Origin of the sequence: Vibrio sp. 10N.222.55.C6, from assembly GCF_041473395.1 — a bacterium.
Classification (GTDB): domain Bacteria; phylum Pseudomonadota; class Gammaproteobacteria; order Enterobacterales; family Vibrionaceae; genus Vibrio; species Vibrio crassostreae_C.
Map to the genome: position 1 here is coordinate 1 of NZ_JBFRSD010000277.1, position 406 is coordinate 406.

General features: G+C 48.5%; 1 protein-coding gene. It reads right to left on the minus strand.

The window, feature by feature from the left end; all coding sequences use genetic code 11:
* The coding region (locus AB4486_RS23640) for a substrate-binding domain-containing protein (protein WP_372119007.1) at positions 1-406 on the minus strand (406 nt) is incomplete at both ends.

A 406-nucleotide genomic window follows, 5' to 3' on the forward strand; every position in this document is an offset into this window, starting at 1 on the left:
ATCTAAAGGCCCGGTAATACACGCGATATCTGTATGTCCCTTTTGCAAAAGATATTGAGTAGCGAGTAGCCCCCCGACTTCGTTATCAATATCAATGCAACTCATCGCCATTTCTGGGATGAAGCGGTTAATCAAAACCACAGGGGTCCCCTGTTCTTCCAATTCAATTAAATAGTCATCACTGAGCAGTTGAGTATGAAGAATCAAAGCATCGACACGACGCCCCAACAGAAACTCCACAGACTCGCGCTGCCCTTGTTCGGTGTTCGAACCCGCTGTAACCACAGCGTGGTAACCGAAGCGGCGTAGGTTTTCCTCTATGCAATGCAAGATGCCTGAATAGAAAGACCCGCCCAGTTCTGGAACAACAACACCCACACTTCCGGTACGACTTGAAGCCAAAGCC